The 26,188-nt window shown below is 36.4% G+C and carries 41 protein-coding genes; 16 read left to right on the forward strand and 25 right to left on the reverse strand.

Annotated elements, in window-relative coordinates:
- Positions 1–241 (reverse strand): transposase (locus GA0061080_RS05875; protein WP_141683100.1); only part of this gene is annotated, 241 nt, incomplete at its 3' end.
- A 151-nt stretch (positions 242–392) separates the two neighbouring features.
- Between GA0061080_RS05875 and GA0061080_RS05880 the strand changes: the two genes are divergently transcribed.
- The 12 genes from GA0061080_RS05880 to fmt all read left to right on the forward strand — a co-directional run bounded on the left by GA0061080_RS05880 (position 393) and on the right by fmt (position 11,274).
- Entirely contained in the window at positions 393–953 is a 561-nt protein-coding gene (locus GA0061080_RS05880; RefSeq protein ID WP_091122553.1) for a hypothetical protein, read from the forward strand.
- Positions 954–1,048: 95 nt separating this feature from the next.
- On the forward strand, positions 1,049–1,897 hold the full coding sequence (locus GA0061080_RS05885; protein WP_091122557.1) for a hypothetical protein: 849 nt from the start codon (positions 1,049–1,051) through the stop codon (positions 1,895–1,897).
- Positions 1,898–1,939: 42 nt separating this feature from the next.
- Positions 1,940–2,794, forward strand: coding sequence for a hypothetical protein (locus GA0061080_RS05890; RefSeq protein ID WP_091122560.1), 855 nt, complete (start codon positions 1,940–1,942; stop codon positions 2,792–2,794).
- 121 nt (positions 2,795–2,915) lie between these two features.
- On the forward strand, positions 2,916–4,514 hold the full coding sequence (locus tag GA0061080_RS05895; RefSeq protein WP_091122564.1) for a polymorphic toxin-type HINT domain-containing protein: 1,599 nt from the start codon (positions 2,916–2,918) through the stop codon (positions 4,512–4,514).
- Between the two features lie 5 nt (positions 4,515–4,519).
- Positions 4,520–5,224, forward strand: a complete 705-nt coding sequence (locus GA0061080_RS05900; RefSeq protein ID WP_091122568.1) for a HEAT repeat domain-containing protein — start codon at positions 4,520–4,522, stop codon at positions 5,222–5,224.
- Positions 5,225–5,226: 2 nt separating this feature from the next.
- On the forward strand, positions 5,227–5,559 hold the full coding sequence (locus tag GA0061080_RS05905; RefSeq protein ID WP_091122572.1) for a hypothetical protein: 333 nt from the start codon (positions 5,227–5,229) through the stop codon (positions 5,557–5,559).
- A 253-nt stretch (positions 5,560–5,812) separates the two neighbouring features.
- Positions 5,813–6,391 (forward strand): hypothetical protein, encoded by a 579-nt coding sequence (locus GA0061080_RS05910; protein WP_091122576.1) that lies wholly within the window; start codon positions 5,813–5,815, stop codon positions 6,389–6,391.
- A gap of 147 nt (positions 6,392–6,538) precedes the next feature.
- Positions 6,539–7,099: a hypothetical protein gene (locus tag GA0061080_RS05915; RefSeq protein WP_141683101.1), complete on the forward strand. Its 561-nt coding sequence runs from the start codon at positions 6,539–6,541 to the stop codon at positions 7,097–7,099.
- Positions 7,100–7,201: 102 nt separating this feature from the next.
- Positions 7,202–7,570, forward strand: a complete 369-nt coding sequence (locus GA0061080_RS05920; RefSeq protein WP_091122583.1) for a DUF6334 family protein — start codon at positions 7,202–7,204, stop codon at positions 7,568–7,570.
- A 140-nt stretch (positions 7,571–7,710) separates the two neighbouring features.
- On the forward strand, positions 7,711–9,588 hold the full coding sequence (locus GA0061080_RS05925; RefSeq protein ID WP_091122693.1) for an SLC13 family permease: 1,878 nt from the start codon (positions 7,711–7,713) through the stop codon (positions 9,586–9,588).
- 80 nt (positions 9,589–9,668) lie between these two features.
- Positions 9,669–10,064, forward strand: a complete 396-nt coding sequence (locus tag GA0061080_RS05930) for a hypothetical protein (protein ID WP_091122586.1) — start codon at positions 9,669–9,671, stop codon at positions 10,062–10,064.
- 247 nt (positions 10,065–10,311) lie between these two features.
- Positions 10,312–11,274: a methionyl-tRNA formyltransferase gene (gene fmt, locus GA0061080_RS05935; RefSeq protein WP_091122588.1), complete on the forward strand. Its 963-nt coding sequence runs from the start codon at positions 10,312–10,314 to the stop codon at positions 11,272–11,274.
- A 43-nt stretch (positions 11,275–11,317) separates the two neighbouring features.
- Here the strand turns inward: fmt and tehB are convergent, their stop codons facing one another.
- Complete coding sequence (tehB, locus tag GA0061080_RS05940; protein ID WP_091122591.1) at positions 11,318–12,178, reverse strand: SAM-dependent methyltransferase TehB; 861 nt, start codon at positions 12,176–12,178, stop codon at positions 11,318–11,320.
- 190 nt (positions 12,179–12,368) lie between these two features.
- Here tehB and fabI point away from each other — a divergent pair, with 190 nt between their 5' ends.
- From fabI to GA0061080_RS05960, 4 genes are all read left to right on the forward strand, one after another.
- Complete coding sequence (gene fabI / locus GA0061080_RS05945) at positions 12,369–13,157, forward strand: enoyl-ACP reductase FabI (protein ID WP_091122595.1); 789 nt, start codon at positions 12,369–12,371, stop codon at positions 13,155–13,157.
- 167 nt (positions 13,158–13,324) lie between these two features.
- Positions 13,325–13,897: a peptidylprolyl isomerase gene (gene slyD, locus GA0061080_RS05950; RefSeq protein WP_091122598.1), complete on the forward strand. Its 573-nt coding sequence runs from the start codon at positions 13,325–13,327 to the stop codon at positions 13,895–13,897.
- 171 nt (positions 13,898–14,068) lie between these two features.
- Positions 14,069–14,740 (forward strand): RadC family protein, encoded by a 672-nt coding sequence (gene radC, locus GA0061080_RS05955; RefSeq protein ID WP_202112896.1) that lies wholly within the window; start codon positions 14,069–14,071, stop codon positions 14,738–14,740.
- 54 nt (positions 14,741–14,794) lie between these two features.
- Positions 14,795–14,998 (forward strand): SlyX family protein, encoded by a 204-nt coding sequence (locus GA0061080_RS05960; protein WP_065635360.1) that lies wholly within the window; start codon positions 14,795–14,797, stop codon positions 14,996–14,998.
- Between the two features lie 192 nt (positions 14,999–15,190).
- On the opposite strand, the gene rplQ is transcribed toward GA0061080_RS05960, so the two are convergent.
- From rplQ to rpsS, 23 genes are all read right to left on the reverse strand, one after another.
- Positions 15,191–15,577, reverse strand: coding sequence for a 50S ribosomal protein L17 (gene rplQ / locus GA0061080_RS05965; RefSeq protein ID WP_091122606.1), 387 nt, complete (start codon positions 15,575–15,577; stop codon positions 15,191–15,193).
- 29 nt (positions 15,578–15,606) lie between these two features.
- Positions 15,607–16,596, reverse strand: a complete 990-nt coding sequence (locus tag GA0061080_RS05970; RefSeq protein WP_091122610.1) for a DNA-directed RNA polymerase subunit alpha — start codon at positions 16,594–16,596, stop codon at positions 15,607–15,609.
- A gap of 25 nt (positions 16,597–16,621) precedes the next feature.
- Complete coding sequence (gene rpsD, locus GA0061080_RS05975; RefSeq protein WP_034948031.1) at positions 16,622–17,242, reverse strand: 30S ribosomal protein S4; 621 nt, start codon at positions 17,240–17,242, stop codon at positions 16,622–16,624.
- 41 nt (positions 17,243–17,283) lie between these two features.
- Complete coding sequence (rpsK, locus tag GA0061080_RS05980) at positions 17,284–17,673, reverse strand: 30S ribosomal protein S11 (protein WP_025314405.1); 390 nt, start codon at positions 17,671–17,673, stop codon at positions 17,284–17,286.
- A 15-nt stretch (positions 17,674–17,688) separates the two neighbouring features.
- On the reverse strand, positions 17,689–18,045 hold the full coding sequence (gene rpsM, locus GA0061080_RS05985) for a 30S ribosomal protein S13 (RefSeq protein ID WP_091122614.1): 357 nt from the start codon (positions 18,043–18,045) through the stop codon (positions 17,689–17,691).
- A 169-nt stretch (positions 18,046–18,214) separates the two neighbouring features.
- A complete protein-coding gene (rpmJ, locus tag GA0061080_RS05990; protein ID WP_025314403.1) occupies positions 18,215–18,328 on the reverse strand; it encodes a 50S ribosomal protein L36 in 114 nt (37 codons plus the stop codon).
- A gap of 26 nt (positions 18,329–18,354) precedes the next feature.
- On the reverse strand, positions 18,355–19,692 hold the full coding sequence (secY, locus tag GA0061080_RS05995; RefSeq protein ID WP_091122617.1) for a preprotein translocase subunit SecY: 1,338 nt from the start codon (positions 19,690–19,692) through the stop codon (positions 18,355–18,357).
- An 8-nt stretch (positions 19,693–19,700) separates the two neighbouring features.
- On the reverse strand, positions 19,701–20,135 hold the full coding sequence (gene rplO / locus GA0061080_RS06000) for a 50S ribosomal protein L15 (RefSeq protein ID WP_091122621.1): 435 nt from the start codon (positions 20,133–20,135) through the stop codon (positions 19,701–19,703).
- Between the two features lie 5 nt (positions 20,136–20,140).
- Positions 20,141–20,320, reverse strand: a complete 180-nt coding sequence (rpmD, locus tag GA0061080_RS06005; protein ID WP_025314400.1) for a 50S ribosomal protein L30 — start codon at positions 20,318–20,320, stop codon at positions 20,141–20,143.
- Positions 20,321–20,326: 6 nt separating this feature from the next.
- A complete protein-coding gene (gene rpsE, locus GA0061080_RS06010; protein ID WP_025314399.1) occupies positions 20,327–20,827 on the reverse strand; it encodes a 30S ribosomal protein S5 in 501 nt (166 codons plus the stop codon).
- 14 nt (positions 20,828–20,841) lie between these two features.
- On the reverse strand, positions 20,842–21,195 hold the full coding sequence (gene rplR / locus GA0061080_RS06015; protein WP_025314398.1) for a 50S ribosomal protein L18: 354 nt from the start codon (positions 21,193–21,195) through the stop codon (positions 20,842–20,844).
- A 9-nt stretch (positions 21,196–21,204) separates the two neighbouring features.
- The gene (gene rplF, locus GA0061080_RS06020; protein WP_091122623.1) at positions 21,205–21,738 is read right to left on the reverse strand and encodes a 50S ribosomal protein L6; all 534 of its coding nucleotides are present in this window, start codon (positions 21,736–21,738) and stop codon (positions 21,205–21,207) included.
- 11 nt (positions 21,739–21,749) lie between these two features.
- Positions 21,750–22,142 carry a 30S ribosomal protein S8 gene (gene rpsH, locus GA0061080_RS06025; RefSeq protein WP_034911147.1) on the reverse strand — a complete coding sequence of 131 codons (393 nt, stop codon included), beginning with the start codon at positions 22,140–22,142 and terminating at the stop codon, positions 21,750–21,752.
- A 17-nt stretch (positions 22,143–22,159) separates the two neighbouring features.
- A complete protein-coding gene (gene rpsN, locus GA0061080_RS06030) occupies positions 22,160–22,465 on the reverse strand; it encodes a 30S ribosomal protein S14 (RefSeq protein WP_025314395.1) in 306 nt (101 codons plus the stop codon).
- A gap of 11 nt (positions 22,466–22,476) precedes the next feature.
- Positions 22,477–23,016, reverse strand: a complete 540-nt coding sequence (rplE, locus tag GA0061080_RS06035; protein WP_025314394.1) for a 50S ribosomal protein L5 — start codon at positions 23,014–23,016, stop codon at positions 22,477–22,479.
- 17 nt (positions 23,017–23,033) lie between these two features.
- Positions 23,034–23,348: a 50S ribosomal protein L24 gene (rplX, locus tag GA0061080_RS06040; protein ID WP_065561017.1), complete on the reverse strand. Its 315-nt coding sequence runs from the start codon at positions 23,346–23,348 to the stop codon at positions 23,034–23,036.
- A 10-nt stretch (positions 23,349–23,358) separates the two neighbouring features.
- A complete protein-coding gene (gene rplN, locus GA0061080_RS06045) occupies positions 23,359–23,730 on the reverse strand; it encodes a 50S ribosomal protein L14 (RefSeq protein ID WP_025314392.1) in 372 nt (123 codons plus the stop codon).
- A gap of 195 nt (positions 23,731–23,925) precedes the next feature.
- Positions 23,926–24,186 carry a 30S ribosomal protein S17 gene (rpsQ, locus tag GA0061080_RS06050; RefSeq protein WP_091122626.1) on the reverse strand — a complete coding sequence of 87 codons (261 nt, stop codon included), beginning with the start codon at positions 24,184–24,186 and terminating at the stop codon, positions 23,926–23,928.
- Position 24,187: 1 nt separating this feature from the next.
- Positions 24,188–24,379, reverse strand: coding sequence for a 50S ribosomal protein L29 (gene rpmC / locus GA0061080_RS06055; protein ID WP_034902373.1), 192 nt, complete (start codon positions 24,377–24,379; stop codon positions 24,188–24,190).
- On the reverse strand, positions 24,380–24,790 hold the full coding sequence (gene rplP / locus GA0061080_RS06060; RefSeq protein ID WP_034911153.1) for a 50S ribosomal protein L16: 411 nt from the start codon (positions 24,788–24,790) through the stop codon (positions 24,380–24,382). It abuts the gene before it with no gap.
- Positions 24,791–24,802: 12 nt separating this feature from the next.
- Entirely contained in the window at positions 24,803–25,540 is a 738-nt protein-coding gene (rpsC, locus tag GA0061080_RS06065) for a 30S ribosomal protein S3 (RefSeq protein ID WP_065561018.1), read from the reverse strand.
- 14 nt (positions 25,541–25,554) lie between these two features.
- On the reverse strand, positions 25,555–25,887 hold the full coding sequence (gene rplV / locus GA0061080_RS06070) for a 50S ribosomal protein L22 (RefSeq protein WP_034947997.1): 333 nt from the start codon (positions 25,885–25,887) through the stop codon (positions 25,555–25,557).
- Between the two features lie 13 nt (positions 25,888–25,900).
- Positions 25,901–26,179: a 30S ribosomal protein S19 gene (gene rpsS / locus GA0061080_RS06075; RefSeq protein ID WP_024496505.1), complete on the reverse strand. Its 279-nt coding sequence runs from the start codon at positions 26,177–26,179 to the stop codon at positions 25,901–25,903.
- Between the last annotated feature and the right edge of the window lie 9 nt (positions 26,180–26,188).

Here is a 26,188-nt window from a genome sequence, read left to right on the forward strand (position 1 = left end):
ATAAATGTTTGAAAATATCAACTAATATTCCTTTTTTAGACCACAAATTAAATCGTCTATAGACGGTGCTCCATTCACCAAACTCTTTTGGCAAATCTCGCCAAGGAATTCCGGTTCTCATTCGGAAAAGGATCCCTTCAAACGTCATCCGATGCTCGGATTTATTATAAACTCGGCCGGTATTTTTCATTATTTGTAGTAGCTTTTCCCACCGTTTATCTGTTAGCATTGTTCTTGGCATGATGAATCGAGTTATGGTTGTTTTTTGCAGAATGATTATAACTCACATTATGCCGTCTAAAAAATAATTACGAAAGATCAACACGCCCTAATATTAAGCACATATGTACACATTAAAATTCGCACAATACAATAACACTATGAAAGAAGTAATGTCTGAAGAAGGCACTTTAGAGAATATAGTAGATCGTGCTCTTGATAGGAAACCAACAGCAGAAGACAAAAAACATCTCAAGAATGCAGAAGATTGGGCCAAATATGCTTTTGATAATGATAAAGAATACTATGTCACCTTTTTTAAAGGTGGTGAGCCTATAGCATGCGTAAATAATTATTTTAGAAAGATAAGTGTAACTTTTCTAACTTATAATAATGGTGAATTGTTTATTTATCTTTATATGATTTATAATAAAGAAAAAGATTCACATAATAAAGATGTGGATGGAAAGATATTTTTACGTCAGATTGAGTTATATGATGAAGATGCAGATAAAAGAATAACCAACAAAGTTCTTTTTAGAGATAATGGCATTATGAATGTTGAGACCATTACAGAAACAAAAAGACCGGAGTTTGGAATGAATTATGAAGAAAAAGAAACCCAAGTAAACTTATCACATAATTGGCTAAGAAAACCCCAAAATTACACAGATTACGAATACTTATTTGATTATCAAAACATTTTAAAACCTGAATATTTAGATTTACCATAATATTTTATTGTGCATTCTTTTAGTTATTAAAAACCCCGAACGTAATGCTGAAGCCATTGCAAGAGCAGGAAAGCATATTCAGCAATATTAAAGTTATGAAAATAAAATATAGAATTGTTAAAAATTTTAATAAAGAAGAACAAGATGAATTAGAAAGGTTAGGAATTAATGTATCAGAAGGGTGGGATTCATTTGAAATCGAGGAAAATAATCAAAATTTTGAACCAATAAAAAATATGTTGCATAAGGATTGGGATAATGTTGCTCAAAAGAAAGGTTATTTTTCAGAAAAAGATAGATCATTAGCCCCGTATTTAAATATATATGCAAATAAAATGTTGGGATATGCAAAACCAGATGACGAATCTATTGTAGATGAATACGAATATCCATTTGATATATACCCTTATTACAAAGGTGTCTTTGAAATAATTAATACTGACAAACAATTTGGAATATTAAGAGGAAATCAAATCGGCTATTATTCTTTAGAAGATGAACCTAATTGGAGAGGAAATGAAATTGCATCGGCAAATAACATTGAAGATGCTTTTTTTGTAAAACCCGAAGTTTTTGAAAAAATATTTAGACCTTTAAATATTAAATCTTTGCCAGTTATAAACTATAAAACTCAAACCAAATTAGAAAATGTTGTACAAATAGTTCAACAAGGAATCAGTAAATCTCACTTAATTATTAATAAAACTCAAGTCAAAGAAAAAACACATATTGTAAATTGGGATATTGATAAATATGTATTAAGCGATGATTCTTATTATCCATCTTTTGATTCTTCACCCGGTGAATTTGATTTTTTTTATACTCATGAGTATTTTGGTACAGGAGGATTAACTGAAAGAAATACAATAATTTCAAAAAAACTTTATAACATATTAAAAACTAACAATATTAAAGGTTTAAATTATTATCCTATGAAAGAATGATAGAAAAAAGTATAAAAAAAATGATACATAGGTTTAATCAATATGAAAATAAAATATCGATTTTTTAAAAATTTTTCCTTAAAAGAAGTTTCCAAATTAAAAAATATAAATATTTATGTCGATGTGGGATGTGATGCTTTTACATTCTATGAAAATGACGAAATGAACGAGCAACTTCAATCCATATTCGGAAGCAACTATAAAAACTATATTACTGTTGTCAAAACAGAATTTTCAGAAAACGAAAGAATTAATGCCGATTATTTATCAATTAAGTCTAGTAAAATATTGGGATATCCTCAACCAGAAGACTTAGTTGGAAATGATGAATTGGAAAAATTTCCTTTTAATGTTTTTCCTTATTTAAAGAACGTATTTGAAATAACAAAAAGAAGTGAAAATTTTGGAATTATTAGAGGGAAGCAAATTGGAAGTATCTCACTATTAAGCGAACCTAAATGGAATAAAAAAAGTATAGGAACAATATATTGGCTTGAAGATACATTTTTTACTACACCTTCAATTTATGAAAATATATTTAAACCACTGAATATACAAAGCAAAAGTGTAATTGAGTATGGTAATCAAAAACCTCTAGTTACAGTAGTTCAATTGTTACCACAAGGAATATCCTCATCTAAATTAAATATAAATGATAATAATATAGATGAGAAAACACATATCCCAGAGTGGGAAATGACTAGGTTTCATTTAAACAATAAAGGATTTTTTCCGTCTTTTGAAAATCATCCTGGAAATTTTGATTTTTTTGTATCTCAAGAAAATTTTGGTTCCGGTCATGCCAATTATAAAGAAGTCTTTGTATCGCAAAAGCTATATCAACTTTTAAAAAATAATAATATAAAAGGACTAGATTATTACCCAGTAAAGAAATAGTAAGCCAGAAATTTACACAGTTAGGGAAAGTAACAGAAAGAACAGCAAAAAAATATATTGATGAACTCACTAGCCAATACCCCCCCCCGACACCGACATAACCTAACCCAAACACAGGAATATGCCGCATGAATTAGAATACATAGTCGATCAGGCAGTCATGCTATGCGACGAAGGAATAAAACCCGATTACTTTAACGGCACGCATAATGCCAATGTAAAAATAAACGGATGTAAAGTCTGTACCGCCGCCGATAAAATCCCAATAACCAATATACCCGCATTTGGGATATGTCAAAAAACGCAACAACCTTGCGTACCGGTTCCGTTAGAATGGAAAGACACCTATAAAGTAAAAGTCAAAGGCAACCAAACCCTACTCTATAAAAGCACCTTACCGTGCAGCTTAGGCGGCAAAATAGAATTTATAACCAGCGGACAAATCCCCGTAAGCCGAGAAGACTTAGATAAACTGACCGAAGAAAACGCCGAAGACCCGCCGCAAGAAGAAGAAGGCTTAAGTTGGTGGGATGCAGTAGAAATGGTACCCTTTGCAGGCGGTGTGGTCGGTATGGTACGTTCGGGAATTAAAGGAGACTGGGTAGGATTTGGATTGAGCGCAGCCTCTTTAGCACTAGATATAGGAGGAGTATTTTCCTTAGGCGCAGGAAATGCCGCTTCAGCAGCAGTAAAAACAGCAAAACTGGCCAAAGTGGCCAGTAAAGTAGGCAAGGCAGCTTCCAAAATAAGTAAAGCCGCCCTAACCGCAGGCGGAAAACTGCTAACCAAAGCAAGTGCTAAAGCAGCAGCCAAAGCCCTTGCCAAAAAAGCCGACGACATAGCCACACGATACGGCAAAGTATGCGTATTTGCCTGTTTTCCTGCCGGAACGCCTGTTCACACACAGCAAGGCATAAAAAAAATAGAACAAATACGCGAGGGCGATCGGGTATGGTCGCAAAACCCAACCGGTGGCGAAATAAGCCTGAAAAAAGTAACCGCCATTATCCGCAAAGAGATAGACACCACCGTACAAATAGAACTGGAAGGCGAAACCATAGAAACCACCGCCGAACACCCCTTCTACACCAAACAAGGCTGGAAAGATGCCGCCGACCTTACCGAACAAGACCACATACAAACCAAAAATAAAAAATGGTACCGCGTAAAAAGACAAAACTTTCTTTATACTAAGAAAAAAGTCTATAATTTTGAAGTAGAAGACTGGCACACCTACTTTGTTGGCAAACTCGCTTGGTGGGTGCATAACGCACAACCTTGCTTTACTGATACAATTAAAAAAGTTGTAAAAGACCCAGTAGGTACTTTTAGGGATATAAATGGAAGACTACATAATAGTAAAACAGGGCGTTTCATCAAAGACCCTAACAAGAAAATTAAAGCTCCAAGTTATAGGAGAAATATGGAAGAAAGAAGAAAAGCCCTTTTAAGAGATGCGAAAGACCCCAAAAGTGGATTGAGTAATAGAGCTAGAAGACAAATATTGGATTCAAAAGGGAAAAAAGTTCCAGAAGGTTATGAAGTTTCACATGAAAAACCTCTTTATATAAGAACTACACATGCGGGTAAAAGAAAACTAGATAAGGCGAAATATATGAAAACACAAAGAAAATCGGTTCATAGAGATAGACATAAATTCTGTGGTGATCAATACCATAAATATGGACCAGCAAATAAACCCAAAAATCCTAAACCATAAAGCATATGAATATTAATTTATTAAAGGAAAAATATTTAGAATTAATAAAAATGGAAGATACTGATGACGGTATATTCGATTTTGGTGATCTATTATTAGAATCTGATGATGAAAAGGTTTTAGAATTTCATTATGAAATAATAAAATCTACAAAAGATAAATATTTACTTACAGATTTATTAACTTTTTTCGTAAAAAGAAAAGATAAAAACAAAGTAGGTAATTTTTTAGTAAAAAAATATGATAAAGAACAAAATGTATCTCTAAAAAGTGAAATAATAAAAATTCTAGGAGAAATAAAATATTCAGGAACAGAAGAACTCGCCGTAAAAGAAATAAAATCTCCTGAATATGAATTACGATATGCCAGTATCATTGTATTGGGCTGGATTGGTAATTCAAAAGACTTAGGGTATTTAAATGAACGTATGTTAAATGATCCGGAAGGAACATTACGTCAATGTGGAGCTGCTGCGATGAGGCAAATTTGGTTTCGTCATAAATCAACGAAATTAAAAATAACCCAATATATCAATAGTGCGATAAGAAATGAAACAAATCCCGATGCTTTAACCGGCATGATTATCACGATTCAAGATTTATATAGAAAGAAATTAGGAATTAAAGAAAGTCATTATGGCGATCTATCGGGAGATGTTACCAAAGCAAAAGAAAAATGTATTAAAGAATTAGATAAAATATTGAGTTAAAGATGAAACTATTTTTATATGACATTGAAACAGACGAAGAAATAGAACCCGAAGAATATGCATTAGATGAAGTATTAGATGAATTTTATTACCTGTCGGAAGAGGAAGACTCTTTTTTAGGAATTATAGATGATGAAGATAGATGTATTCAGTTTCTATTTGTTTCCGACAATAAATGGTTAGCAGACATTCCCCGTGTTGCCGAAAATTATAGCTTACAAAAATATGCAGATTATGATGAATGTGTAGATATGATCAAAAAAGTATATGAATTAAAAGAAATAGTCCAGTTTTCAGGAATGAAAAAAGTAGAATTAAGGAAAATCAATGATTAATCTCATATTAAATATAACATTAAGAAATTTGATTTAATTGTAGTAGCTTAAACTTGATCGTTTAGTTATTAAAAAACCCAAACGCAATGCGGAAGCCATTGCAAGAGGAGGAGACAAATTGAAAGGAAAGATGATTTTAGAAGTACCTAGACAAACAGAAAAAATTTCCAAAGAAGTTTTAGAGTACGCGGCAAATAAAAAAGTTACAATAAGAGATATAAACGGAAACATATTAAATTAAAAGAAGCAAATTATGATAAAATATACAGATTACTTCCGAAAAAAAGTAAGAGAAGAATATCTTGCAGTTGGTTGTTGGGACACATGGAATAATACTAAATTTGAGAAAAAAGTAGAAAAAGGCAAACTCACCTCTGAAGAAGTAGCTAAATATAACCACGAGCATTTATTGGGATATGAGTTTTGCGTATTACACTCCGAAAAATCACTTTACCCCTATTGTTACGTTACTATAGTGCCTAGAAATAAACATGTTGGCGTTCATTTTATCGATAATGAAGGAAGAACATATTTAAAATATCTTTTCGATGAAGTAAAAGAAGACCGCACCCTATTTTTAGAAGAAGTTTGGTTTACGCAATACATTGCAGGAAACAGCAGCGAAGACGAAGAGTACCGTATGCACTTTGCATTTGATCAGGACGGAAACTATGCTGCCCGAAAATATATCGATTCTAAGGGGAAATACGAAGATTACGAAGGCAATCAAAAACTCGACTTTTCAGGCTTATACGAAAAATATCCCGAATTTGGACAATACGAAGGCATAATCCAACTCGAACGCCAGGTGTTGAATGATATTATTTCTTGATATAACAAATCAAAAATAGGCATCTGATAAAGCTGTACGTATACTAGATGATATTTCTAAATTACCCGGATTATAAAATTAATTAATAATATTAAATATATGTACACATTAAAATTCGCACAATACAATAACACTATGAAAGAAGTAATGTCTGAAGAAGATACTTTAGACAATATATTAACAATTTGGCTTGAGAATAAACCAACAGCAGAAGACAAAAAACATCTCAAGAATGCAGAAGATTGGGCTAAATATGCTTTTGATAATGATAAAGAATACTATGTCACCTTTTTTAAAGATGGTGAGCCTATAGCATGCGTAAATAATTATTTTGAAACGATAAGTGTAACTTTTCTAACTTATCATAATGGTGAATTGTTTATTTATCTTTATATGGTCTACGATAAAGGTAAAGGATCGCATAATAAGGATGTGGATGGAAAGATATTTTTACGTCAGATTGAGTTATATGATGAAGATGCAGATAAAAGAATAATCAACAAAGTTCTTTTTAGAGATAATGGCATTATGAATGTTAAGACCATTACAAAAACAAAAAGACCGGAGTTTAGAATGAATTATGAAGAAAAAGAAACCCAAGTAAACTTATCACATAATTGGCTAAGAAAACCCCAAAATTACACAGACTACGAATACTTATTTGATTATCAAAACATTTTAAAACCTGAATATTTAGATTTACCATAATATTTTATTGTGCATTCTTTTAGTTATTAAAAACCCCGAACCTAATGCGGAAAATTTTCGAAGAGGTTTTAAAATGTGCTAAAAAGAATTAAGAAAATTATTATGATAAAAGTGGAAAATTTAATAGGATTATCCATAACGCAGTTTTTCTGTAAAAAATTTGATTTCAATACTACAGGTTATATTGAAATAGTAGTGCAAATATCTAACTATTATTTACAAATTACTGTGAATGATGATAACGATGAACTTATCGTTCACATTCCTTCCCTAATAGAAACTAACCAATATTTTATTCCAGATTGGGCAAATAATTTTACAAATAAATCCCTTATGCAACTTTGGCGCATTGAAAATGAAAAAGGATATTCTGATTTACTCTGTCTAGGTATTGATGAAGTAATACCTAGTATCGTTTTTTCTTCTTTAGCTTCTGAAATAAAAGTCGGATTAGTCAATTATGGGAAATAACAAGAAAATAAATGATAAAAAACCGCAGCCAAATAAATTGAAAATATTCCCTACCACAATAAATCAAGGTATTATGTCTAAAATAAAATCTACCTCATAGAGTTATTTTTGTGGAACAATTGTCATCTCATCATGGCGTTATGTCATCAATTACTGCTTTTTTACCTGATTACTTAATTCAACATTACCCACTCATTATTGTTTGCTCACTGTTATTTATCGCTATTTTGTTATTTTCATTCAGCAAATTAAGAATGGATATCATTGCCTTACTCACCATTACAGCTATCACCATTAGTGGCGTGTTAACACCATCGGAGGCATTAGCTGGCTTTAGTGATCCCAATATCATCTTAATTGCTTTATTATTTATTATTGGGGAAAGCTTAGTTAGAACCGGTATCTCGTACAAAATGAGCGAATATATCCTTAAAATAGCTGGCAAAAACGATATTTGTATTATTATCTATATCATGTTAGGCGCTGCATTACTCGGCTCAGTGATGAGTTCAACAGGAGTAGTTGCCATTTTCATCCCTGTTGCCATTAGCATTGCTAATCACACAGGCATACACGTTAAAAAATTAATGATGCCGCTTTGTATTGCAGCATTAATTAGTGGCATGATGACACTAGTTGCAACGGCGCCAAACCTTGTTGTCAATAGTGAGCTAAATCACTTCAAATTAAAAGAGTTTAGTTTTTTTTCCATTACTCCAATTGGTTTAGGCGTATTAGCTGTTGGTGTAATTTATTGTATATTGACTCGAAATTGGTTACTTTCTACTGAGCAAGCCTCACCAACAAACACGCCACCAAAAAGACGAAAAATAACCGATCTGATTCGAGACTATAAATTAATTGGCCGAGCACATCGAGCACAAATATTAGCAGGCTCTCCTTTTGTTGGCCGTACTATTGATGCATTACATTTACGCAGTGAACATGGTGTTAACGTTATTGGTATTGAACGTTGGCGTAAATTTCAAAAAGTCTTAATTCCTGTTAATGGCTCAACTGAGTTTCGAGAAAATGATATTTTGCTACTTGATATGTCGCACTCCGAAGCCGATTACCGCACTTTTTTAACTACCAATAACCTTGAGCCCAAAGTTTTACGAGGCGAATATTTTTCTGAACAAGTTAAAGAAGTCGGCATGGCCGAAGTTGCCCTACTTCCTGAATCAACACTTTGCGGTAAAACTCTAAACGAAATTGATTTTAGAGGGAAATACTTTCTAACCGTTATCGGAATTTGGCGCAATCACGCACCAGTTGAAACCAACAACTTATTCCAAGAACGATTAGAAATGAGCGACACATTATTAGTCTGTGGTGACTGGGGCTCGATTCAAAAGTTACAAACTCGCACCAATGATTTTGTGGTATTAGACTATCCATCGGATATTGATGATATCGCACCGGCAAGTTCACAAGCACCAATGGCATTAATAAACTTAGCGATTATGATTACGTTAATGGTGACCGGCATTGTGCCCAATGTGGTTGCTGCGTTAATTGCCTGCCTATTAATGGGCGCGACACGCTGTATTGATATGACCAATGCCTATAAATCCATACACTGGCCAACCTTAATATTAATTATCGGTATGATGCCATTTGCATTAGCACTCAATAAAACGGGTGGTATTTCGCTCATATCAGCTTGGCTTGAAGTTCATCTACGCAGCTTTGGTCCATACATGGTGCTAACATTTATTTTCTTACTCTGCTCAACTGTCGGATTATTCATATCCAACACCGCAACCGCAATCTTAATTGCACCTATCGCCATTGATTTAGCATTAAAATTTGGTTATTCACCCCATCCTTTTGCCATGACAGTTGCCATTGCTACATCGGCATCATTTATTACACCAGTATCATCGCCAATTAAAACTATGGTCGTTGCGCCTGGTGGGTATAGTTTTGGAGATTTTGTCAAAATTGGCGTGCCGTTAACGTTTTTAGTAATGGCAGTAAATATTGCTTTAGTACCGGTGTTTTTTCCGTTTTAAAGCCTAATTATGGTAATGATTGAAAATAATCCTAATAGACAAACATATTTTATTAAATTGAGAAATAGGAGAATTAAAAAATGATGGATGTTTTACAAGATATTATAGGACGTGCATTTTTTGTTACATTAATTGCCGTATTGTTGATTTTCGTAGGCTTATTTATTCAATTGCTAAGTAACGTAATTATAAAGCAAGTAAAACTTGCAGTTTTTGCTACATTAATTATCGGATTGTTGACTTTTGTAGGCTTATTTATTCAATTGCTATGTAACGTAATTATAAAGCAAGTAAAATCAGATAAAATAAGTGATAAAATATTGATGAAACACTATAATATGTTAAAAAAATACAAAGATAATGTTTTTTTTGCATTTTTGTGCTACGGCATTCTTTATAGGTATGGTATGAAATTAAATCAAAAAGCTTTTGATGTTTATAAACAATGCATGATTAAACGTAATTTACCTTTATAATTTTCACTCATCAATTTAAACTATAATGATGACAATATCGCTATTCTGATTAGTGTATCAATTATAGTTTGTTTTTGTTTGATAAAAACACCTCATGAAAACTTCAATAAAATCAAAATACTTCCTGACCGATTTTTTGCTAAAAAACAAACCGCCAAAGATAAAATAGCCTCTTTTTTGATTAAAGATTCTTAATTAAGTTTCGGGTATAATTGAGGTTATTTTTCGATTATGGATACGAATACTTATGCCTAATGTCACTAAACCTTTAAATATCATTTTTGCTGGTACGCCCGATTTTGCTGCTACTCATTTAAAGGCGCTTGTTGGTTCGGAACATAATGTGATTGCCGTTTTTACGCAACCCGATCGCCCTGCAGGTCGTGGTAATAAATTAACAGCAAGCCCAGTTAAGCAACTTGCAATCGAGTACAATTTGCCCGTTTATCAACCTGCCACACTAAAAAAAGAAGAGAATCAAAAGATCATTGCCGATCTCAATGCCGATATTATGATTGTGGTTGCTTATGGACTGATTTTGCCACAAGCAGTATTAGATATGCCTAAACTGGGTTGTTTAAATGTGCATGGTTCGTTATTACCTCGTTGGCGTGGTGCAGCGCCAATTCAACGTGCATGTTGGGCAGGTGATGAGCAAACAGGCATTACCATTATGCAGATGGATGCATGGCTTGATACGGGCGATATGCTATATAAGCTGACCTGCCCAATTGAGCAGACCGATACTAGCGCATCGTTATATGAAAAACTGGCAAAATTAGGACCGCAAGCGTTGCTTGATACGTTGACATTACTCACTGAACAAAAAATCCAACCCGAAAAGCAAGATCCATCACAAGCAACTTATGCCGAAAAATTATCAAAGCAAGAAGCTAAACTTGATTGGAATTTGCCTGCAGTGCAACTTGAGCGTTGCGTTCGGGCTTTTAATCCATGGCCAGTGAGTTATTTTGAGGTTAATGGTGAGCCTGTAAAAGTATGGCAAGCCCATGTGGTAAAAATGGATTCAAAACAGCCGGCTGGCACAATTTTGCAAGCCGATAAAAATGGTATTTGTATTGCAACCAGCAATGGCGCATTGAATATGACACTTTTACAACCTGCAGGCAAAAAACCGATGCCTGCTCAAGATTTGTTAAACTCACGCAAGGCTTGGTTTACGGTCGGTGAAAAATTAAATACACGTTAATCGATCAATGTATAAAATTACAGGATGCTATATCCTGTAATTGTTATCGTTTTTTAGCCAATAAGGTTGCAAACCTTAATTTGATTCTGTTTCCATGTATATCCGTTTTATGCAATTGTCCAACATCCTCATTATATTTTAGTATTTCCCAATCTTGGTAATATTGGTGCAACTCGTTTTCTTTAAAAGTAAATGAAAACCCAACAGAGCAAGGGTAATCAGGCGTAGACATGGCGCTGACAATTAAATTATATCCTCCTGATTTGGTCATTTTTTGCATATTATTAATAATAGCAGGAATTCTTTCGGGTTGTAAAAACATCATAACAACGGTCGAAAGGATAAAATCATATTCGCCCTGTAAATTTGCTTGATTGATATCATAAACCATTGTATTAATATGCTTAAGGTTATCATCATTAATGATTTTTTGTAAATTTCCAATACTGAGTTCTGATTTATCAACAGCGGTAACATCAAAGCCTTGTAACTGCAAATAGAGTGAGTTGCGACCTGAACCGCAACCTAAATCTAATGCCTTTCCTGCTTGGATAATCTTTGTTGCGCTAAGTACCTCGGAGTGGGTTTTGGTCATTTGGTATTTTTTTTGGGTATAATCCTCAGGCAAACAATAAAAAGCTAGCTGACACTGTAAGTCATCAGATATTTCGACAATGCGGTGCCATTGCTGTGGCAATATGAATGGTGGTTGCTGCTGAGTATCAAAACAATGCTTAGTGATCACTTCGCCTTGTTCGGTTAACATTTCAAAACCAACACTTCCTTTTAAAATTTGTAACTTTGCCCATGTACCAATTTGGGTATTATGCTTTTGACGCAACAACGCAGGTAATGTATCAGCATTCCAAATAGGCAATGTTTTGTAACAAACTAAATTATTCAAATTGATACCTCCTATAAAAAAATAATAGTTGACTATTATAGTAGGATATTAATATGGTAAACAATCATTTATTTTAGACAATAAAATAAAAACCTATCAACGAAAATAAATTTATAGTAGCGAAGTTGGCTTGATCAACATATAATCGTCACCATCCTAGACTATATAGTGAAAATTAGAGGAATAATTTATGGGATTTTTAACAGGTAAACGTATACTCGTTACTGGTGTTGCAAGTAATCGTTCAATTGCTTACGGTATTGCACAAGCAATGCATCGTGAAGGCGCTGAACTCGCTTTTACTTACCAAAATGATAAATTAAAAACACGCGTTGAAGAGTTTGCCGCTGATTTTGGTTCTAAAATCGTTTTACCTTGCGATGTTGCTCATGATGAAAGCATCTCTGAACTATTTTCTGAACTTGCAAAAACTTGGGATAAATTTGATGGTTTTGTTCATGCTATTGCTTTCGCACCAGGTGATCAATTAGATGGCGATTATGTTAATGCTGTAACTCGCGAAGGTTTTTCAATTGCTCATGATATTAGCTCTTATAGCTTTGTGGCTATGGCTAAGGCATGTCGTTCAATGCTAAATCCAAATTCAGCATTAGTGACACTTTCTTATCTTGGTGCTGAGCGTGCAATTCCTAACTACAATGTAATGGGACTTGCTAAAGCCTCACTAGAAGCAAATGTGCGTTATATGGCAAATGCTATGGGTCCTCAGGGCGTTCGTGTTAATGCGATTTCTGCAGGTCCAATTCGTACACTTGCAGCATCTGGTATTAAAGATTTTAAAAAGATGTTATCTCACTGTGAATCAGTAACACCAATCCGTCGTACTGTAACAATTGAAGATGTGGGTAATTCAGCAGCATTCTTATGTTCAAACCTTTCATCTGGTATTACTGGTGAAGTGATTCATGTCGATGGTGGATTTAGCATTGCGGCAATGAATGAGTTAGAACTTAAATAAGCTGTTCTCAGTGTGTGTGAAAAAGGCGCTAAACCATAAATGTTTGCGCCTTTTTTATTTTATTTTTTGGTAAGTTTTGAACAAAAATATAAAATTTAGAATACTTATACTCTTTTTTCCGTTAAAATCTAATGTAATTTGCTCAATAAAAGTTTGTTGGAGAAAAAATGAAAATAGCAAAAAATACAGCGGTTAGTTTAGCATACCAAGTTCGCACTAAAGACGGTGTTTTAGTTGATGAAGCAACTACGGCAGCACCATTAGAATATTTACATGGTGCAGGTAACTTGCTACAAGATCTTGAGAACGCATTAGATGGTCACCAAGTTGGCGACAAATTTGGCGTTGAGCTAATTAATGCTTATGGGGATTTTAATGATGCTCTTGTACAAAATGTTCCGCGTGACGTTTTTGTTGGTGTAGATGAACTTGAAGTTGGTATGCGATTTTTTGCTGATACAGATCAAGGTTCTTTACCTGTTGAAATTACCGCTATTGATGGTGATACTGTAACCATCGATGGTAATCATATGTTAGCAGGCCAAGACTTACAATTTAACGTTGAAGTTTTAGCAATTCGTGAAGCAACAGAAGAAGAAATTGCACACGGCCATATTCATGGCGCTCACGGGCACGATCATGGGCACGGTGGTTGCGGTTGTGGCAATCATGATCATGAAGAAGACGATGAAGATCATGGTTGTTGTGGCGGTGATCATGGCGGATGTGGATGTCACTAGTTTTATCACTAATTGATATTTAAAAGCGCTTTTATAGCGCTTTTTCTTTTTTTGTAAAGTTGTGCAAAACGGTTTATTTTTTTGTGAAATAGCTCGAAATCTTTTATTTTTGGGGTTTAGTAAATTAATCGTTCATTCATAATTTACTTTTAATTACTAAATAAAAGTACAATGTCCTTAGAATATCCTCAATTAATGCCCCGTGAAAAGCTATTAAAATTTGGTGTTGAAGCATTAAGTGACGCTGAACTATTGGCGCTATTTTTACGAACAGGTACTCGCAATTTACCTGTTTTGGAGTTATCACAAAGTCTATTAAATGATTTTGGTTCTTTATATAATTTAATTAATGCAAGTCACGAAGATTTTTGCCAAAATCATGGCTTAGGTACCGCTAAATATACGCAATTAAAAGCAGTTGTTGAGCTTTCATCTCGTTATTTGAAAGTGAAAATGACGCACGAAAATTCGCTTTCTTCACCGTCTGTAACGCATCACTATTTAGCTAGCCGTTTAGCCAATAAAGATCGTGAAATTTTTATGGTGATTTTTTTAGATAATCAGCATCATGTTATTTCGTCGGAAGAGATGTTTGTTGGCACCTATAATTGTGTAGAAGTCCACCCGCGTGAAGTTGCTAGACGCGCACTACAACATAATGCTGCCGCATTAATTTTAGCGCATAATCACCCTTCAGGCATGGCAGAACCGAGTCAAGCAGATCGCCATCTTACTCAAAAAATAGAAGAGGTTTGCGAATTAGTTGATATTAGAGTTATAGACCATATTGTTATCGGAAAAGGCGAATATGTCTCTTTTGCTGAGCGCGGATGGATTTTGTAGTTGTTTTTACTTACAATGTAGCTTAACCAATTAAACTATATATGAATCTTTTTTATGAACCAACAATTAGAATTACTTGAAACCAAAGTGGCTTTTCAAGAAATCACCATTGAAGAACTTAATCAAATGGTAACCAATTTACAAGCTGATGTAAGTAGGCTGAAAGAACAATTAACGTTATTATCACAAAAATTACAAGCAACACAGCCATCAAATATTGCTAGCTTATCTGAAGAAACACCGCCACCTCATTATTAATAACAGCTGTATGATGGCAATCAGCACTGCTATTTAATGGCTTTTTAATGATAAGTATTGCCTAAATAATAAAGAATTGATGATTGATTCCGAATTTAAGTAAGCTATCAATTTGTCATTAAAGTTAACAAGAATTAAATTAGACAATAAAAAACCGGCATAAAGCCGGTTTTGATGCACAATGATTTAAAACTATTCAGCTACTGCTTCTGCTTCTACTGCAGGGCGATCAACTAATTCGATATAAGCCATTGGAGCATTATCTCCATCACGGAAACCACATTTTAAAATGCGTACATAACCACCAGGGCGAGTAGCAAAACGTGGACCTAAATCTGAAAATAATTTTTTAACTGTATCTTTATCACGGATACGAGCAAAAGCCAGACGGCGATTAGCTACGCTATCGCTTTTGGCTAGCGTAATTAACGGTTCAACAACACGACGCAACTCTTTTGCTTTAGGCAATGTAGTTTTGATGATTTCATGTTCAACAAGTGAACTAGTCATGTTACGAAACATTGCTTGACGATGGCTGCTATTTCGGTTCAGTTGACGACCACTTTTACGATGGCGCATAACTTTATCCTTCTTATATAAATTTTATCTTAGTCTTCAACAATACTTGCTGGTGGCCAGTTCTCAAGACGCATGCCTAAAGATAAACCACGAGATGCGAGTACGTCCTTAATTTCAGTAAGTGATTTCTTACCAAGATTAGGGGTTTTAAGTAACTCAACTTCAGTACGTTGTACTAAATCACCAATATAATGAACTGCTTCTGCTTTTAAGCAATTAGCAGACCGAACAGTTAATTCCAAATCATCTACTGGACGTAATAGAATTGGATCAAATTCCGGTTTATCTTCTTTCACTTCTGGTTGACGTACATCACGCAAATCAACGAAAGCTTCAAGTTGTTCAGCCAAAATAGTTGATGCACGACGAATAGACTCTTCTGGATCGATAGTACCATTGGTTTCCATATCGATAACGAGTTTATCTAAATCTGTACGTTGTTCCACACGAGCCGCATCAACAGAATATGCAATGCGCTCTACAGGACTATAACATGCATCAACTAACAGACGACCAATTGGTCGTTCTTCATCTTCTGACTTAACGCGAGCAGAAGCAGGGACATAACCACGTCCTCGTTGTACACGAATACGCATACTAATTGAAGCATTGGCATCAGTAAGATGACAAATCACTAAATCAGGATTAGCAATTTCAACATCACCATCATGAGTGATATCAGATGCAGTCACTGCACCAATGCCTGATTTATTTAAAGTCAGCATAACATCATCTTTAGTATGTACGCGCACTGCTAATTTTTTCAAATTAAGCAGAATATCAAGTACATCTTCTTGGACGCCTTCTTTAGTACTATACTCATGCAGAACACCGTCAATTTCAACTTCGGTTACTGCATATCCCGGCATAGATGATAATAAAATGCGGCGTAGTGCATTACCTAAAGTATGACCAAAACCTCGCTCAAGTGGCTCTAAAGTCACTTTAGCATGTGTTTGGCTGTATTGAACAACATCAACTAGGTGAGGTTTTAAAAACTCTGTTACAGAACCCTGCATTATGTCCTCTCTTAAGTGCTAAACTTTACTTAGAGTAAAGTTCGACGATCAAATGTTCGTTGATGTCAGCAGATAAATCTGAGCGTTCTGGCAGACGCTTAAATACGCCTTCCATTTTGCCAGCATCAACTTCTAACCAAGTTGGCTTTTCACGTTGTTCAGCTAGCTCTAAAGCGGCTTTAATACGTGCTTGTTTTTTTGATTTTTCGCGAACACTAATCACATCTTCAGGTGAAACTTGATAAGATGCAATATTCACAACACGACCATTAACAAGAACAGCTTTATGACTAACTAATTGACGAGCTTCAGCACGAGTAGCACCAAATCCCATACGATAAACAACGTTATCTAAACGACGCTCTAAAAGACCAAGTAGGTTTTCACCTGTATTGCCTTTAATGCGCGCAGCATTTTTGTAGTAATTACGGAATTGACGTTCTAAAATCCCATAAATACGTCTAACTTTTTGTTTTTCACGTAACTGAACACCATAATCTGATAAACGCGGTTTACGCGCACCATGTTGCCCAGGAGCTTGTTCTAACTTACATTTACTGTCAATCGCTCGGACGCCAGATTTAAGGAATAAATCTGTACCTTCACGACGACTTAATTTGAGTTTTGGTCCCAAATATCTTGCCATTTTATTTCTCCAATAATCCTAAACATTCAATGTTTAAAAAATTAAACACGACGTTTCTTTGGTGGACGACAACCGTTATGAGGAATCGGAGTAACATCAGTAATGTTAGTGATGCGATAACCCGCTGCATTTAATGCACGAATTGTTGACTCACGACCAGGACCAGGTCCTTTAACCATAACTTCCAGATTCTTAATTCCGTAATCTTTGACAGCTTCAGCACAACGTTCTGCGGCCACTTGAGCTGCAAAAGGAGTTGATTTACGAGAGCCACGGAAACCAGAACCACCAGCGGTTGCCCAACCTAACGCATTACCTTGACGATCGGTAATAGTTACGATTGTATTGTTGAATGATGCGTGAATATGAGCTATACCATCAGAAACTTGCTTTTTTACACGTTTACGTGTACGAACAGGTGTCTTTGCCATTTAATTATACCTCAATTATTTCTTGATTGGCTTACGCGGTCCCTTACGGGTACGAGCGTTAGTCTTTGTGCGTTGACCGCGAACAGGAAGTCCACGACGGTGACGCATGCCACGATAACAACCAAGGTCTAATAAACGCTTGATACTCATAGTTACTTCACGGCGTAAATCACCCTCAACAGTGAATTTAGCGACTTGTTCACGTAACTTTTCAATCTGATCTTCAGATAGTTCTCTGATCTTAACATGTTCAGCAATACCTGCTTCAGCACAAATTGTCTTAGCTCGTGTATTTCCGATACCATAAATTGCTTGTAAAGCAATTACAGCATGTTGTTGATCAGGAATGTTAATGCCTGCTATACGGGCCACTATGCACTCCTTTATTGTTAATGTTTAGCAAACTCACCATACTGAAAAGCCCGTTTTCAGGATACTCAAACAGTGAATTTACAAATAAATCTAGGCTGGCTATTCTAGCCAGCTTTACTATACTTTGGCAAGAAAAATATGCAAAAGCTAAACTTTCCAGTTAAATAAATTAACCTTGACGTTGTTTGTGTTTACCTTCAACGCAAATAACACGAACAATGCCATTACGTTTAATGATTTTACAATTTCTGCATAATTTCTTGACTGAAGCACGAACTTTCATTTTTTTCTCCGTAACTTCTGGCTAACTTATCGGCCATAGCCTTTAAGGTTCGCTTTCTTTAACACTGACTCATAACGATTTGGCATCATTAAAGTCTGTACTTGTGCCATAAAATCCATGATTACAACAACAACAATTAATAATGATGTTCCACCAAATTGAACTGGAACTTTCATTGCGCTTGTCATAAACATTGGAACCAAACATACAAAAGTAATGTAGATTGCACCAATTAGAGTCAAACGAGTCATTACCTTGTCAATATACTTAGATGTTTGTTCACCTGGACGGATACCTGGAATAAATGCACCTGATTTTTTAAGCTGATCTGCTGTTTCTCTTGGATTGAAAACCAATGCCGTATAGAAGAAACAAAAGAAGATAATCGCCGCCGCAAAAAAGATAATGTATAACGGTTGATCATGAGAAAAATATTGGTTTATAAGGACAATAATATATCTCCATCCCTCACCATCTCCTTGGAACCAAGAAGCCATCATTGATGGTAACATAGCTATTGTTGAAGCAAATATTGCAGGAATAACCCCAGCCATATTGATCTTTAACGGTAAATGTGTACTTTGTGCAGCATACACACGGCGACCTTGTTGTCGTTGCGCATAGTTAACAACAATACGTCGTTGACCACGTTCAACAAATACAACAAAGTAAGTAACACCTACCACTAAAGCTGCGACCACTAATAATAAAATCGGATGCAATGAACCAGAACGAGCTTGTTCAATTGTTTCATATATAGCATGAGGAAGACTCGCCACAATACCAGCAAAGATAATGATTGAAATACCATTACCTACGCCTCGCTCTGTGATCTGTTCGCCTAGCCACATAAGAAACATAGTACCAGTAACTAAGCTAACCGATGCAATAAAGTAAAAAGAAAATCCCGGATTAATAACAACATCACCATAACCAGGAATGTTTGGTAAACCAGTCGCAATACCAACAGCTTGCACTATCGCTAAAGCTAATGTGCCATAGCGAGTGTACTGACTAATCTTTTTACGACCTGATTCACCTTCTTTCTTTAATTCTGCTAACTTAGGACTAATTGCCGTTAATAACTGCACAATAATTGATGCCGAAATATAAGGCATTATCCCTAATGCAAAAATTGAAGCACGGCTTAAAGCACCACCAGAAAACATATTGAACATATTGACAATGCCATTTGATGATGCTGCTAGCATATCCGATAACGCTTTAGTATCAATACCAGGAACCGGAATATAAGAACCAAGACGAAAAACAATAAGCGCTAAAAGCACAAACATTAAGCGTCTTTTAAGCTCACCACTACCGCCTCGTGTGCTTTGGAAATCTAATCCTGGTTGCTTTGCCATCTTTCTACTTATTCCTCAATTTTTCCGCCAGCAGCTTCAATTGCAGCTTTAGCACCTTTAGTTACACGAATACCGCGAACTGTTACTGCTTTAGTTACTTCACCAGATAACATGATTTTTGCATATTCAATTTGTGAGTTGATCACATTTGCAACTTTTAAGCTATTTAGGTCAACAATATCGCCTTCAACTTTCATTAAATCAGAAAGACGAACTTGAGCTGTAACTTGAGCTTTACGTGAGGTAAAACCAAATTTTGGTAAACGACGATATAAAGGCATTTGACCACCTTCAAAGCCGCGACGAACGCCACCGCCTGAACGAGATTTTTGACCTTTAATGCCACGAGTACCAGTTTTACCTAGACCAGAACCTATTCCTCGGCCTACACGTTTTGGTGCATGCTTTGAACCTTCAGCAGGAGATAAAGTATTTAAACGCATTACTATTACTCCTCTACTTTAACCATGTAATAAACTTGGTTTACCATACCGCGAATCGCAGGAGTATCCTCACGCTCAACAGTATGACCAATACGACGTAATCCAAGACCAACTAACGTCGCTTTATGCTTCGGTAGACGACCAATAGAACTACGAGTTTGTGTAATTTTAATTGTTTTTGCCATGGCTAATTACCCCAAAATTTCTTCGACGGTTTTACCACGCTTAGCAGCAACCATTTCAGGTGATTTCATATTTTCTAAACCATCAATTGTTGCACGAACCACATTAATTGGGTTAGTAGAACCATATGCTTTAGCTAGAACGTTACGAACACCTGCAACTTCTAAAACGGCACGCATTGCACCACCGGCGATAATACCAGTACCTTCTGATGCTGGTTGCATATAAACACGAGAACCTGTGTGAGCACCTTTAACTGGATGCTGTAAAGTATCGTTATTTAAAGCAACATTAATCATGTTGCGACGTGCTTTTTCCATTGCTTTTTGAATTGCTGCTGGCACTTCACGTGCTTTACCATATCCAAAACCTACGCGGCCATTACCGTCACCAACAACTGTTAGTGCAGAAAAACTAAAAATACGACCACCTTTTACGGTTTTAGAAACTCGGTTAACTGCGATTAGTTTTTCCTGCAGTTCACCAGCTTGTTTTTCGATGTTTGACATCTTTAACTCCTACCTTAGAACTGTAGGCCAGCTTCGCGAGCAGCATCTGCTAGCGCCTGAACTCGACCATGATATTGGAAACCTGAACGATCAAATGAAACTTCTTTGATATCTTTCGCTAATGCACGTTCAGCAATTGCTTTACCAACCGCTGCTGCTGCATCTTTGTTTCCAGTGTATTTTAAACTTTCACTGATAGCTTTTTCTAATGTAGAAGCTGCTGCCAGTACCTCTGATCCGTTTGGTGCGATAATCTGCGCATAAATATGACGCGGAGTACGGTGAACCACTAAGCGAGTTGCAAGTAGTTCATGCATCTTACGACGCGCTTTAGTTGCACGACGGATACGAGCTGATTTCTTATCCATAGTGTTACCTTACTTTTTCTTAGCTTCTTTAGTACGCACAACTTCATCTGCGTAACGAACACCTTTACCTTTATAAGGCTCAGGACGACGATAAGCACGGATATCAGCAGCTACTTGTCCAATTAACTGTTTATCAGCACTTTTTAGTACGATTTCAGTTTGAGAAGGACATTCAGCTGTTACACCTGCAGGTAATTGATGTTCTATTGGATGAGAATATCCAAGAGATAAACCAATTGTATCACCTTTTACTTGTGCACGATAACCGACACCAACTAGCTGAAGTTTTTTAGTAAAACCTTCAGTAACACCAATAACCATTGCATTAATCAAAGCGCGTGCAGTCCCAGCTTGAGCCCAAGCATCTGCAAAACCATCACGAGGAGCAAATTTGATTTGTCCTTCTTCTTGATTAATCACAACAGCATTATTTATTGTGCGAGACAATTCGCCATTTTTACCTTTAATCGTAATTACCTGACCATTGAGTCTTACCTCTACGCCAGCAGGAACAACGACAGGTGCTTTTGCAACACGAGACATTCTTTTCTCCCTTACGCTACGTAGCAGATAATTTCACCACCAAGACCTGCTTGGCGTGCTGCACGATCAGTCATAACACCTTTAGAAGTAGAAACAACTGCGATACCTAGTCCTGCCATTACTTTCGGCAATTCATCTTTACGTTTATAAATACGTAAACCTGGACGGCTAACACGTTTGATACTTTCCACAACAGCTTTACCTTGGAAATATTTTAAAGTAATTTCCAGTTCTGGCTTAGTGTCACCAACAACTTTAAAGTCCCCAATATAACCTTCTTCTTTTAGCACATTGGCAATTGCCACTTTTAGCTTAGAGGAAGGCATGGTGACTGCAACTTTATTCGCAGATTGACCATTACGAATACGGGTCAACATATCTGCTATAGGATCTTGCATGCTCATCTATAACACTCCCCTGATTACCAACTTGCCTTTTTAAGACCAGGAATCTCACCACGCATGGCTGACTCACGAACCTTAATACGGCTTAAACCAAACTTACGAAGGACGCCATGAGGACGACCAGTTTGACGACAACGACGACGTTGACGTGATGGACTAGAATCACGAGGAAGCGTTTGCAATTTAAGCACTGCATTCCAACGATCTTCATCTGATGCATTAAGATCAGAGATAATCGCTTTTAATTCTTGACGCTTTGCAAAATATTTTTCTGCTAGCTTTACGCGTTTCTTATCGCGTTCAATCATTGATTGTTTAGCCATTATGCCCTACCTTACTTACGAAATGGGAAGTTAAAGGCAGATAATAAAGCTCGGCCTTCTTCATCTGATTGTGCAGTCGTTGTGATAGTGATATCTAAACCACGAACACGATCAACTTTGTCATAATCGATTTCAGGGAAAACGATTTGCTCACGAACACCCATACTATAGTTGCCACGACCATCAAAAGATTTCGCGCTTAAACCACGAAAATCTCGAGTACGAGGAAGAGCAATATAAACTAGACGTTCAAAAAATTCCCACATACGTTCGCCACGTAAAGTGACTTTACAACCAATAGGATACCCTTGACGGATTTTAAAACCAGCAACTGATTTGCGTGCTTTAGTGACTAGTGGTTTTTGACCACTGATTGCTGCTAAATCTGCAACAGCATTATCTAATAATTTCTTATCAGTAATTGCTTCACCCACACCCATATTCAAGGTGATCTTTTCGATCCGAGGGACTTGCATGACAGATTTGTAGCCAAACTGTTCTTGCAGTTTATTTACTACCTGTGCTTTGTAGTAATCATGCAGTTTCGCCATCGTACACTCCAAATTACTTAATTGATTAATTCATTAGTAGACTTATAAAAACGGACTTTTTTACCGTCTTCAATACGAAAGCCTACGCGATCTGCTTTGCCTGTAGCAGGGTTAAAAATTGCCACATTAGAAACATTGATAGCTGCTTCTTTTTCAACAATTCCACCTTCTTGATTTAATGCAGGTACAGGTTTTTGGTGTTTTTTTACCAAATTGATACCTTCAACAATCACTTTTCCTGTAGACAAAACACTCTTTACTTTACCGCGTTTACCTTTATCTTTACCAGTTAACACGATAACTTCATCTTCTCGACGGATTTTCGCTGCCATTACCCGCTCCTTACAGTACTTCTGGTGCTAATGAAATGATCTTCATAAACTTCTCAGAGCGAAGTTCACGAGTGACCGGTCCAAAAATACGCGTACCAATCGGTTGCTCACTGTTATTATTTAAAATAACACAAGCGTTACGATCGAAACGAATGACAGATCCATCAGGGCGACGAACACCTTTTCTAGTGCGCACAACAACAGCTTTAAGTACATCACCTTTTTTAACTTTACCACGTGGAATTGCTTCTTTAATGGTAACTTTGATGATATCGCCTACTGCTGCATAACGACGGTGCGATCCACCGAGAACCTTGATACACATTACGCTACGTGCACCAGAGTTATCGGCAACATCTAGCCTAGTCTGTTCTTGGATCATTTTAATGCTCCGTATAAATTAATTATTGTCTAATCTACCTTCATCCACCTCAACTACCATGGATAAGAATAGACAACCAAAAACCCACTTACGTGAGGGCGTATAGTATAACACCACTCAAATAAAATGGATAGCATAAAATAAACGGCCGTTGAGCCGTTTATCATATTATGTACAGTTTTTAATCAAAAAAGATTAAATAACTGCTTTTTCAACGATTCGAACAAGAGTCCAAGATTTGGTTTTTGATAATGGACGACACTCTTTAATTTCTACAGTATCACCAATACCACACTCATTGTTTTCATCATGTACATGCAATTTAGTCGTACGTTTAATGAACTTACCATATAACGGATGCTTCACTTTACGTTCAATAGCTACAGTAATAGATTTATCCATTTTGTCGCTAATAACACGACCTTGCTGAGTACGAACTTTTACTTCAGTAGTCATATTACGCACCCGCCTTTTCAGTTAATAATGTTTTAACACGTGCAATATTACGACGCACTTGTTTTAACATATGAGTCTGTGTTAACTGACCTCCAGCTAATTGCATACGTAAGTTAAATTGCTCACGTAATAAATTAAGAAGTTCAGTATTTAACTCTTCAACGCTTTTTTCGCGTAGCTCTTTTGCTTTCATTTACATCACCGTCTTAATCACAAAGGTGGTTTTAATTGGCAGTTTTGCAGCTGCCAACGCAAATGCTTCACGAGCAACTTCTTCCGGTACACCGTCCATTTCATAAAGGACTTTACCTGGTTGAATCTGAGCAACCCAGTATTCAACGTTACCCTTACCTTTACCCATACGCACTGCAAGTGGTTTTTCGGTAATTGGTTTATCAGGGAAAACTCGAATCCAGATTTTACCTTGACGCTTAACTGCACGAGTCATTGCACGACGTGCTGCTTCGATCTGGCGCGCAGTCAAACGACCACGACCTACAGCCTTAAGACCGAATGTACCGAAACTAACGTCAGTACTTACAGCAAGACCACGATTGCGGCCCTTGTGCACTTTACGGAATTTTGTACGCTTTGGTTGTAACATCAGCGACGCTCCTTATTGTTTTCGGCCTTTTCGCTGCTTTTTCGGTTGAGCAGCAGGTTGTTTTTCTGCTTGTTCAACGGCAGCCATACCACCAAGGATCTCACCTTTGAAGATCCACACTTTAACACCAATAATACCATAGGTAGTTAATGCTTCAGATAAACCATAGTCAATATCAGCTCGTAATGTATGTAAAGGTACACGACCTTCACGATACCATTCGCTACGAGCAATTTCAGCACCGCCTAAACGACCACTTACTTCGACTTTGATACCTTTAGCACCCGCCTTCATTGCATTTTGAACCGCACGTTTCATAGCACGACGGAACATAACACGGCGTTCTAACTGAGAAGTAATGCTATCAGCAACTAATTTAGCATCAAGTTCTGGTTTACGAACTTCAGCAATATTAATTTGTACTGCAACATCACGTTTTTCTCTTTTGTCTTTATATTTATTGACAATAGAAGCTACGGCATTACGTAATTTTTCAACGTCCTCGCCTTTTTTACCAATCACGATACCCGGACGAGCAGTGTGAATAGTAATACGAACGTTAGTTTCTGCTGAACGGTCGATCACAATCTTAGAGATTGACGCTTGAGATAATTCTTTATTTAAGAATTCACGCACTCTAAAATCACTTTCTAAATTATCAGCGAATGTCTTTGTACCCGAATACCATGTAGATGTCCAAGGCTTGACAATGCCTAATCGGATACCATTTGGATTTACTTTTTGACCCATTGCTATTCTCCAGCCTAGCGATCTGAAACGATCACGGTGATGTGACTCGTACGCTTCAAAATTCGATCTGCACGACCTTTCGCACGAGGCATAATACGCTTCATGGTTGGGCCTTCATCTACGAAAATCTTCGCAACTTTTAGATCATCAATATCAGCACCATCGTTATGCTCTGCATTAGCAATAGCAGACTCTAATACTTTTTTAACAAGTACAGCCGCTTTTTTATTGGTGTACGTTAAAATATCTAGTGCCTGAGACACATTCTTACCGCGAACAAGATCTGCAACTAAGCGAACTTTTTGTGCAGAAGAACGAGCGTGGCGGTACTTTGCAATTGTTTCCATCTCTTTCTCCTACTTATTTCTTCTTAGCTTTCTTATCAGCCGCGTGGCCGCGATAAGTACGAGTCGGCGCGAATTCACCCAATTTATGACCAACCATTTCGTCGGAAACATAAACTGGAACGTGCTGACGACCATTATGGACAGCGATGGTCAAACCGATCATGTTAGGAAAGATCGTTGAACGACGGGACCAAGTACGAATTGGTTTCTTGTCCCCGCTTTCCACCGCTTTCTCTACCTTCTTCAGCAAGTGTAGGTCAATAAAAGGACCCTTCTTGAGAGAACGTGGCATAGCTAATCC

It is taken from the genome of Gilliamella intestini, from assembly GCF_900094935.1.
Lineage (GTDB): Bacteria > Pseudomonadota > Gammaproteobacteria > Enterobacterales > Orbaceae > Gilliamella > Gilliamella intestini.